Below are 9165 nucleotides of genomic sequence, written 5' to 3' on the forward strand. Positions count from 1 at the left end.
TGGCCTGGCTGGCCTAGATGTTCCTGATGCTGGCGGCTCCCAGTACGAGGGTCAGGCTGATCAGGAAGACGAAGATACTTGCCAGAATCGAGAGCACCTTGACCGATGTGCTGTTGGGCGGCGGCGGAGCGCCGTACCGGTTGGCCGAGGCGTTGCCTGGGCAGAACAGCAGGATGAAGGGAAACACGTAGCCGATGAGGGGCACCAGCATGAGCAGCCAGAGCCAGCCGGACCAGCCGATATCGTGCAGGCGTTGTACGGCGATCTGGATGGTCAGGAGGAGGTAAAAAGCGGCGGCAACCACCACGACCAGGCCTCCAACGATCGCCGAGCCTCTGAGGATGGTGGTCAGCAGCATCAGCAGAACGAAGGTCACGAGTGCCGCCGTCATGCTCCACGCCAGATACCGCAATCGTCCGATCCGGCCATTGAGGCTGAACACCTTCAGCGGCCCGAAGGTGGGCAGCGTATCTCCAACCTGGGCGACAGGTGGCGCGTAGGGTGAGTGCGACGGGTTGTTCTCTGGAGGTGGAACGTACCGTGACTGCGGTTCGCCGGCTGCGGGAGGCGGCACGCTGGCGGGCAGCTCGTTGACATCCGCCAGGCTCAGTTCGACGCTCGGTGTTTCCTCGACGATCCGTGCGTCGATCCCGGTGTTGCGCAGGGCTTGGAGATAGCTTTGCGCCTCGGTGGCCGAAAGGTCGCGCTTGAGCGCAATGGGGTGACCGTTGAAGAGCTTTTCCACGGAAGTCATGTCGCTCTTGAACAGTTCGGCAAGGTTGAATTGGGCGGTGGTCTGTTCCACGCCGGGCAGCAAGGTGCCATCGAATACGATCTTGAAGCGGGTGTTGCTCATTGGGCGTCCCTGTCTCGATACTGATGGATGGCGCCTAGTGTAGGCCCGCAAGATACTTGCAGGCCACAGCGGGCTCACGGGCGGGGCCAGTGTCCTGACAGTTGCGCCGCCCGGGATTGCGCCTGGCGGTACTCGTCGTCGAGTCGTGCGATCAGTTGGTCGATGCTCGGCAGGTCGCTGATCTCGCCAACGCCCTGACCGGCGGACCAGACGGTTTTCCAGGCCTTGGCTTCGTCATTGAGCGGCTTGAGCTTGCTGCCGAAGTCGACTTCGCCCTTGCCCTGCAGGGCGGCAAGGTCGAAACCGGCGTTTTCCAGGCTCTGGCGCATGAAACTGGCCGGGACGCCCGAAACAGCGGCGGTGTGCACGATGTCGGCGGCATGCGACTTCAGCAGCATCTGCTTGTAGGCCTCGGGCGCATGGCTTTCCGTGGTGCCGATGAAGCGGGTGCCGAGATAGGCCAGGTCCGCGCCCAGCAACTGCGCGGCGAGAATCTCGTGGCCATGGTTCAGGCAGCCGGACAGCAGCAGGGTCTTGTCGAAGAACTGGCGGATTTCGGCGATCAGCGCGAACGGGCTCCAGGTGCCGGCATGCCCGCCGGCGCCGGCGGCGACTGCAATCAGGCCGTCGACACCGGCCTCGGCAGCCTTCTCGGCGTGACGACGGGTCGTCACGTCGTGGAAAACCAGGCCACCGTAGCTGTGCACCGCGTCGACCACTTCCTTGACCGCACCCAGGCTGGTGATGACGATCGGCACCTGGTGTTCGATGCAGATCTGCAGGTCGGCCTGCAGGCGCGGGTTGCTGTGGTGCACGATCAGGTTGACGGCGTAGGGCGCCGGATTGTCCAGTTCCGCCAGGCCGCTTTCGATTTCCTCCAGCCAGGCCTTGAAACCGCTGCTTTCACGCTGGTTGAGGGCCGGGAAGCTGCCCACCACGCCGTTGCGGCAGCAGGCCAGGACCAGTTGCGGGTTGGAAATCAGGAACATCGGCGCCGCCACGACGGGCAGGCGCAGGCGTTGTTCGAGCAGGACGGGCAGCGACATGGGCGGTACTCCGGGAGTGACGGCTTATTGGCTTAGAACGGTCTGACCACGACCAGAATTACGATAGCCAGCAATATCACAACCGGTACTTCATTGAACCAGCGATAAAAGACATGACTGCGGGTGTTCTCGCCACGGGCAAAGCGCTTCACCTGGGCGCCGCACATGTGGTGATAACCGATCAGCAGCACCACCAGCGTCAGCTTGGCGTGCATCCAGCCTCCCTGGGTGAAGTAGGCAGCGGGGTTGAGGCTGATCAGCGCGCCGCCGAAGATCAGCGTGGCGATCATCGCCGGGCCCATGATGCCGCGGTACAGCTTGCGCTCCATGACGCTGAAGCGTTCCTTGCTGATACTGTCCTCGCTCTGGGCGTGGTAGACGAACAGGCGCGGGAGGTAGAACAGGCCGGCAAACCAGCAGACGACGCTGACGATGTGCAAGGCTTTGAGCCAGAGATAGAGCATTTTCTTGATTTCCAGGTTCACGGTGGAACAAATAGTAGAGTCTCGAGCCTCCGCACGTCACCTTGACGGTTGTCGCAGGCCTGCGCGGGCCCTATTATCGTGGGCTTTCCAGTGGGTTCGTTGAGGGGCAGGTCATGGTGAAGGTCGGTATCGTCGGCGGCACGGGTTACACCGGTGTCGAATTGCTGCGTCTGTTGGCACAGCATCCGCAGGCAGAGGTGGTGGTCATCACTTCCCGATCCGAGGCCGGAGTGGCCGTGGCCGACATGTATCCGAACCTGCGCGGTCACTACGATGGCCTCAAGTTCAGCGTGCCGGACGTCAAGACCCTGGGCGCCTGCGATGTGGTGTTCTTCGCCACGCCTCACGGCGTTGCCCATGCCCTGGCCGGCGAACTGCTGTCCGCCGGGACCAGGGTCATCGACCTGTCCGCCGACTTCCGTCTGCAGGACGCCGATGAATGGGCCAAGTGGTATGGCCAACCGCACGGTGCGCCGGCGCTGCTGGACGAGGCGGTCTATGGCCTGCCGGAAGTGAACCGCGAGAAGATCCGCCAGGCTCGGCTGATCGCTGTACCGGGTTGCTACCCCACCGCCACGCAACTGGGCTTCCTGCCATTGCTGGAAGCCGGCCTGGCCGACGCTTCGCGGCTGATCGCCGACTGCAAGTCCGGTGTCAGCGGTGCCGGTCGTGGTGCCAGCGTCGGTTCGCTGTATTCCGAAACCTCGGAAAGCCTCAAGGCCTACGCGGTCAAGGGGCACCGCCACCTGCCGGAAATCCGTCAGGGCCTGCGTCGTGCCGCCGGCAAGGACGTCGGCCTGACCTTCGTGCCGCACCTGACACCGATGATTCGCGGCATTCACTCCACTCTGTACGCGACTGTGGCGGACCGCTCCGTCGACCTGCAGGCGCTGTTCGAGAAGCGTTATGCCAACGAGCCGTTCGTTGACGTGATGCCGGCTGGCAGCCATCCGGAAACCCGTAGCGTGCGTGGTGCGAATGTGTGCCGGATTGCCGTGCACCGTCCGCAGGACGGCGACCTGGTGGTCGTGCTGTCGGTGATCGACAACCTGGTCAAGGGCGCTTCGGGCCAGGCGGTACAAAACCTGAACATCCTGTTCGGCCTGGATGAGCGCCTGGGCCTGTCCCATGCCGGCATGCTGCCATAACCGCATCTTGCGATTCACCGAAAAGGCCCGCCATGCGGGCCTTTTTGCATGGTGCCTCGTGTAACGGGTTTATTGATATACCATAACAATAGTTGACCGCTTTTCTAGGAGAAGCGGATAATGCACGTCATCACGCATTATGGCGGCGTAACGCCGGGAGATAGTCAACATGAGCGTCGAATCCTTCACCCCCACGGCTTTGCTATTCACCCAGGGTGCCGCGCACAAGGTGAAGAGCCTGGTCGATGAAGAGGGTAATGATCGCTTGAAGCTGCGCGTATTCGTGACGGGCGGCGGTTGTTCAGGGTTTCAGTACGGCTTCACCTTCGACGAGGATGTGGCCGAGGACGACACCATCGTCGAGCGCGAAGGCGTCAGCCTGGTGGTCGATCCGATGAGCTTCCAGTACCTGGCCGGTGCGGAAGTGGATTACCAGGAGGGTCTGGAAGGTTCGCGGTTCGTGATCAAGAACCCGAACGCCACCACCACCTGTGGTTGCGGTTCGTCGTTCTCGATCTGACGGGTCTTCAAGCGCCTGATCTCAACGCCGCGAATCTTCGCGGCGTTTTGCCTTGTGGGGCTCAGGCCGGGTAGATCGCGCCCAGCACCCGCAAGCCGCGCGCGCCGGTCACACTGGGGCGGTTGGTCGGGATGCCCTCCAGGCAGCAGTGGGCGAGCCAGGCGAAGGCCATGGCCTCGACCCAGTCGGGATCTACGCCGTGGGTTGCGGTGCTGGCGACTTTGGCTTCGGGCAGCAGTTCGCCCAGCCGTGCCATCAGTGCCGCGTTATGGGCGCCGCCGCCACAGACCAGCAACTGCTCGGTGCCTGTCTGGGCATGGGTCAGCGACTCGATGATGCTTTGTGCGGTGAGTTCGAGCAGTGTGGCTTGCACGTTCTCGGCGTTGTAGGTCGGCAGGCGCCCCAGGTGTTGCTTCAGCCAGTTCAGATTGAAGACTTCCCGTCCGGTGCTCTTGGGGCCGGTGGTCTGGAAGAAGGGGTCGCCCAGCAGCGCCTGCAGCAACTGCGGTTCGACCTGGCCGCTGGCGGCCCACTGGCCGTTGCGATCGTAGGTCTCGCCGCGCTGGTCTTGAATCCAGGCATCCAGCAGCACGTTCCCAGGGCCGCAGTCGAAGCCTGACACCGGCTTGTTCGGTTCGATCAGGCTCAGGTTGCTGAAGCCGCCAATATTCAGTACCGCGCAATTTGCACTGCGCTCCTCGAACAGAGCCTCATGGAAGGCGGGTACCAGCGGTGCGCCCTGGCCGCCGGCTGCCACGTCACGCCGGCGGAAATCACTGACGACGCTGATCCCGGTCAGTTCGGCCAGCAGCGCCGGGTTGCCGATCTGTACCGTGAAGCCGCGGGCCGGTTCATGGCGGATGGTTTGGCCATGGCTGCCGATGGCACGAATCGATTCGGGGGTGAGCGACTGGTGGGCGAGGAGGGCGTTGACGCTCCGGGCGGCGAGGGTCGCCCACTCATGTTCGGCTATCGCGGCCCGGGCGATTTCATCCGGGCCGCTGGCGCACAGGCCGAGCAGTTCGGCTCGCAGTGCGTCAGGCATGGGAGTGTAGTGGGTGGCCAGCAATTGGATGCCGCTGCCCAGCTCGATCAGCGCGATATCCAGCCCATCCAGGCTGGTGCCGGACATCACGCCGATATAGAGCGCCATGGTTCAGCGCTTGGCCGAAGCGAGCTTGGTGGCCTTTTCCTGGTCCATGCGCGCCATCAGCGGCTGGCTCTGTTGCAGGAAGCGGGCGCGCTCGGATTTGGCGATCGGGTCGGCCATCGGCAGTTTCTGGCTCAGCGGGTCGACGTGCACACCGTTGACCTGGAACTCGTAGTGCAGATGCGGTCCGGTCGACAGACCGGTGGTGCCGATATAACCGATCACCTGGCCCTGCTTGACGTTGCTGCCGGTCTGGACGCCCTTGGCAAAGCCCTGCATGTGGCCATAGAGGGTACGGTAGCTATTGCCGTGCTGGATGATCACGGTGTTGCCGTAGCCGCCGCGACGCCCCGCCAGGATCACCTTGCCGTCGCCCGCTGCCTTGATTGGCGTACCACGTGGGGCGGCGTAGTCGACGCCCTTGTGGGCGCGGATCTTGTTCAGGATCGGGTGCTTGCGGCCCATGGAGAAGCGCGAGCTGATGCGGGCGAAGTCCACCGGAGTACGGATGAAAGCCTTGCGCATGCTGTTGCCGTCAGCGGTGTAGTAGCTGCTGTTGCCCTGCTTGTTGGTGTAACGCACGGCGGTGTAGGTCTTGCCACGGTTGGTGAAGCGGGCGGACAGAATGTTGCCGGTGCCGACGGTCTTGCCGTTGACCACTTTCTGTTCGTAGATCACCTCGAACTCGTCGCCTGGGCGAATATCCTGGGCGAAGTCGATGTCGTAGCCGAAGACGCTGGCCATCTCGCGGGTCAGGCTGTGGGGCATGCCGGCGCGTTGGGCCGAGAGGGACAGGGAGCTGTTGATCACGCCATGTACATAGGCCGACTGGACGGTTGGCTTGGTGACCACGCGATTGAAGGTGAAGCCTTTCGGGCCCTTGGTCAGGGTGATGGTTTCCAGGTCGCTGACCTTGCTGTGCAGGTTGTTCAACTGGCCGTCGGGGCTCAGTTCGAACTCCAGTTTCTGGCCGTGCTTGAGCTGGGAAAACTGCTTGGCCTGCTTGTCGCTGGCCAGCACTTCATGCACGGCTGCAGCAGGCAGGCCGACCTTTTCGAACAGGGTGGAGAGCGTGTCGCCACGGGCAACGGTCACTTCGCGGTGACCAGGTGCCTTCTTCTCCTCCACGGCAGGTGCAGGCTCGCTTTTGGCGGTGTTCTTGCTGTCATCGTCGCTGTTTTCGATCTGGGCGAAAGGCGATTCATTGCCTTCATTTGTGGCCTGGTCGAGTTCTACAGCGTCTTTGTCTTGTGTCAGTTGAGCAGCGGGACTTTCCAGTTCAAGGCTCAGGGTCGTTTTCTTGGCTTCGACATCACTGGATGGAAACACCAGCAGTGCCAGGCTGAGGAGGGCGGCGATACCACTTGCGGCCAGCAGGTGGGTCTTCGGATAAAGCGGCGGCGCTTTAGGCGGTTCTGTGCTCATGAGTGATTTGACTTTGAAAAAGATGAATTGGAAAAGATGAATGACATGATGAAGATGAAATAACTGTATAAAATATAACCAAAACATCTCTGAAGCAAGTCTGTCATGTGCAGGCAGGCCCTGGCTTGGTCGTACGCCGGGCAAAACTTGTAATTGGGCTGCGATCTTGTATGGTTGGTTCCCTTTGAATCTGAGCCTTGCAGGTTGGTTATGAAGTCGGTTGAAGAGCAGCTAGCGCTGATCAAGCGTGGTGCGGAAGAGTTGTTGGTCGAGTCGGAACTGGTCGAGAAGCTCAAGCGCGGCCAGCCGCTGCGTATCAAGGCTGGCTTTGATCCGACGGCGCCGGATCTGCATCTGGGTCATACGGTGCTTATCAACAAGCTGCGCCAGTTCCAGGATCTGGGTCACCAGGTCATTTTCCTGATCGGCGATTTCACCGGCATGATCGGTGACCCGAGTGGCAAGAGTGCTACGCGTCCGCCGCTGACTCGCGAGCAGGTGCTCGAGAACGCCGAGACCTATAAGTCCCAGGTATTCAAGATTCTCGACCCGGCCAAGACCGAGGTGGCGTTCAACTCCACCTGGATGGACAAGATGGGGCCGGCGGACTTCATTCGCCTGACTTCGCAGTACACCGTGGCGCGTATGCTCGAGCGTGACGATTTCGACAAGCGCTACAGCTCCAAGCAGCCGATCGCGATCCATGAGTTCCTCTACCCGCTGGTGCAGGGCTATGACTCGGTGGCGTTGCGGGCCGATGTCGAGTTGGGCGGTACCGACCAGAAATTCAACCTGCTGATGGGGCGTGAATTGCAGCGCTCCTATGGGCAGGAGGCGCAATGCATCCTCACCATGCCGCTGCTCGAAGGTCTGGACGGTGTGAAGAAGATGTCCAAGTCCCTGGGTAACTATGTGGGTATCCAGGAAGCGCCGGGTGTGATGTACGGCAAGCTGGTATCGATCCCTGATGCGCTGATGTGGCGCTACTTCGAACTGTTGAGTTTCCGTTCGATGGATGAGATCAATCAGTTGCGCAAGGATGTCGAGGGCGGTGCCAACCCGCGGGATATCAAGATCTTGCTGGCCGAAGAGATCGTTGCCCGTTTCCATGGCGAGGAGGCGGCGGCCAATGCCCATCGTGGTGCGGGCAATCGTATGAAGGATGGCGAACTGCCGGACGACCTGCCGGAGATCGAGTTGGCAGCGGCCGAAGATATGCCGATCGCTGCGATCCTCAACAAGGCGGGCCTGGTCAAGAACTCGGCAGTCGCTCGTGATCTGTTGGGTTCCGGTGGTGTGCGGGTGGATGGCGAAGTGGTCGATCGTGCGTTCGTCTTCAAGCTGGGGGCTACCCATGTCTGCCAGGCCGGCAAGAAGGCATTTGCCCGGATCACCCTGAAGGCCGAGTAATTCGCGTTTCCGTGTCAGGCTCAAAGAAGGCCGGCCCCTTGGGGCCGGCCTTCTGCTTTTTGCTTTTATAGGAGCCAGACAGCAGTTCAGGTTCCTGCTCCGGTATCTGTGTGCGTTTTGACCTTTATGACAGAAATCTGAAAATAACGGTTGACGCTCATTCCCAGGGGCCTATAATGCGCCCCACTTCCGGCGCAGTCCGAACGGAAAACTCCTTGAGATTCAACGAGTTATCTTGTTTCAGGCGGCGCAGCTTCAAATCATCGAAGCACGGAAGAAGCTGTAAAAGAGGTGTTGACAGCAGCGTGTAACGCTGTAGAATTCGCCTCCCGCTAACGAGAGATCGGAAGCGCAAGTGGTTGAAGTTGAAGAAGAAATTCTGAAAGCTTCTGAAAATAATCACTTGACAGCAAATGAGGCTGCTGTAGAATGCGCGCCTCGGTTGAGCGAACAGCTCGCCAAACGCTCTTTAACAACTGAATCAAGCAATTCGTGTGGGTGCTTGTGGTGTCAGACTGAATAGTCACTAGATTATCAGCAACACAAGTGACCATGCGAGAAATCAAATGAGTCATTTGAGTATGCTGAGCCAAGTTTAGGGTTTTCTCAAAACCCAAGCAGTATTGAACTGAAGAGTTTGATCATGGCTCAGATTGAACGCTGGCGGCAGGCCTAACACATGCAAGTCGAGCGGATGAGAGGAGCTTGCTCTTCGATTCAGCGGCGGACGGGTGAGTAATGCCTAGGAATCTGCCTGGTAGTGGGGGACAACGTTTCGAAAGGAACGCTAATACCGCATACGTCCTACGGGAGAAAGCAGGGGACCTTCGGGCCTTGCGCTATCAGATGAGCCTAGGTCGGATTAGCTAGTTGGTGAGGTAATGGCTCACCAAGGCGACGATCCGTAACTGGTCTGAGAGGATGATCAGTCACACTGGAACTGAGACACGGTCCAGACTCCTACGGGAGGCAGCAGTGGGGAATATTGGACAATGGGCGAAAGCCTGATCCAGCCATGCCGCGTGTGTGAAGAAGGTCTTCGGATTGTAAAGCACTTTAAGTTGGGAGGAAGGGTTGTAGGTTAATACCCTGCAATTTTGACGTTACCGACAGAATAAGCACCGG

The 9165-nt window shown here is 60.4% G+C and carries 8 protein-coding genes and 1 rRNA gene (1 of these 9 cut by a window edge); 4 read left to right on the forward strand and 5 right to left on the reverse strand.

What is annotated here, in order from left to right; genetic code table 11:
* Positions 1 to 13: 13 nt before the first annotated feature.
* From ACM62G_RS15190 to hemJ, 3 genes are all read right to left on the reverse strand, one after another.
* On the reverse strand, positions 14 to 856 hold the full coding sequence (locus tag ACM62G_RS15190) for a DUF805 domain-containing protein (RefSeq protein ID WP_419737433.1): 843 nt from the start codon (positions 854 to 856) through the stop codon (positions 14 to 16).
* A gap of 74 nt (positions 857 to 930) precedes the next feature.
* Positions 931 to 1902, reverse strand: coding sequence for an NAD(P)H-dependent flavin oxidoreductase (locus ACM62G_RS15195; protein ID WP_273826430.1), 972 nt, complete (start codon positions 1900 to 1902; stop codon positions 931 to 933).
* A gap of 32 nt (positions 1903 to 1934) precedes the next feature.
* On the reverse strand, positions 1935 to 2366 hold the full coding sequence (gene hemJ, locus ACM62G_RS15200; RefSeq protein ID WP_054056993.1) for a protoporphyrinogen oxidase HemJ: 432 nt from the start codon (positions 2364 to 2366) through the stop codon (positions 1935 to 1937).
* A 134-nt stretch (positions 2367 to 2500) separates the two neighbouring features.
* On the opposite strand from hemJ, the gene argC reads away from it, so the two are divergent.
* Positions 2501 to 3535 (forward strand): N-acetyl-gamma-glutamyl-phosphate reductase, encoded by a 1035-nt coding sequence (gene argC, locus ACM62G_RS15205; RefSeq protein WP_054056992.1) that lies wholly within the window; start codon positions 2501 to 2503, stop codon positions 3533 to 3535.
* A 169-nt stretch (positions 3536 to 3704) separates the two neighbouring features.
* The gene (erpA, locus tag ACM62G_RS15210) at positions 3705 to 4055 is read left to right on the forward strand and encodes an iron-sulfur cluster insertion protein ErpA (RefSeq protein WP_017902852.1); all 351 of its coding nucleotides are present in this window, start codon (positions 3705 to 3707) and stop codon (positions 4053 to 4055) included.
* A 61-nt stretch (positions 4056 to 4116) separates the two neighbouring features.
* On the opposite strand, the gene ACM62G_RS15215 is transcribed toward erpA, so the two are convergent.
* Both ACM62G_RS15215 and ACM62G_RS15220 read right to left on the reverse strand, forming a co-directional pair.
* Positions 4117 to 5208: an anhydro-N-acetylmuramic acid kinase gene (locus ACM62G_RS15215; RefSeq protein WP_419737434.1), complete on the reverse strand. Its 1092-nt coding sequence runs from the start codon at positions 5206 to 5208 to the stop codon at positions 4117 to 4119.
* A 3-nt stretch (positions 5209 to 5211) separates the two neighbouring features.
* Entirely contained in the window at positions 5212 to 6630 is a 1419-nt protein-coding gene (locus ACM62G_RS15220) for a peptidoglycan DD-metalloendopeptidase family protein (RefSeq protein WP_054056990.1), read from the reverse strand.
* Positions 6631 to 6840: 210 nt separating this feature from the next.
* Here ACM62G_RS15220 and tyrS point away from each other — a divergent pair, with 210 nt between their 5' ends.
* Complete coding sequence (tyrS, locus tag ACM62G_RS15225; protein WP_419737435.1) at positions 6841 to 8040, forward strand: tyrosine--tRNA ligase; 1200 nt, start codon at positions 6841 to 6843, stop codon at positions 8038 to 8040.
* A gap of 625 nt (positions 8041 to 8665) precedes the next feature.
* A 16S ribosomal RNA gene (locus ACM62G_RS15230) occupies positions 8666 to 9165 on the forward strand (it continues 1037 nt past the right edge of the window).

The organism is Pseudomonas sp. COR18, from assembly GCF_048568395.1.
Classification (GTDB): domain Bacteria; phylum Pseudomonadota; class Gammaproteobacteria; order Pseudomonadales; family Pseudomonadaceae; genus Aquipseudomonas; species Aquipseudomonas fuscovaginae_B.

Excerpts from the sequence above, each read along its gene's own strand:
- hemJ (WP_054056993.1), bottom strand. The coding sequence starts at position 2,366 with ATGCTCTATCTCTGGCTCAAAGCCTTGCACATCGTCAGCGTCGTCTGC.
- ACM62G_RS15195 (WP_273826430.1), bottom strand. The coding sequence starts at position 1,902 with ATGTCGCTGCCCGTCCTGCTCGAACAACGCCTGCGCCTGCCCGTCGTG.
- erpA (WP_017902852.1), top strand. The coding sequence starts at position 3,705 with ATGAGCGTCGAATCCTTCACCCCCACGGCTTTGCTATTCACCCAGGGT.
- ACM62G_RS15190 (WP_419737433.1), bottom strand. The coding sequence starts at position 856 with ATGAGCAACACCCGCTTCAAGATCGTATTCGATGGCACCTTGCTGCCC.
- tyrS (WP_419737435.1), top strand. The coding sequence starts at position 6,841 with ATGAAGTCGGTTGAAGAGCAGCTAGCGCTGATCAAGCGTGGTGCGGAA.
- argC (WP_054056992.1), top strand. The coding sequence starts at position 2,501 with ATGGTGAAGGTCGGTATCGTCGGCGGCACGGGTTACACCGGTGTCGAA.
- ACM62G_RS15215 (WP_419737434.1), bottom strand. The coding sequence starts at position 5,208 with ATGGCGCTCTATATCGGCGTGATGTCCGGCACCAGCCTGGATGGGCTG.
- ACM62G_RS15220 (WP_054056990.1), bottom strand. The coding sequence starts at position 6,630 with ATGAGCACAGAACCGCCTAAAGCGCCGCCGCTTTATCCGAAGACCCAC.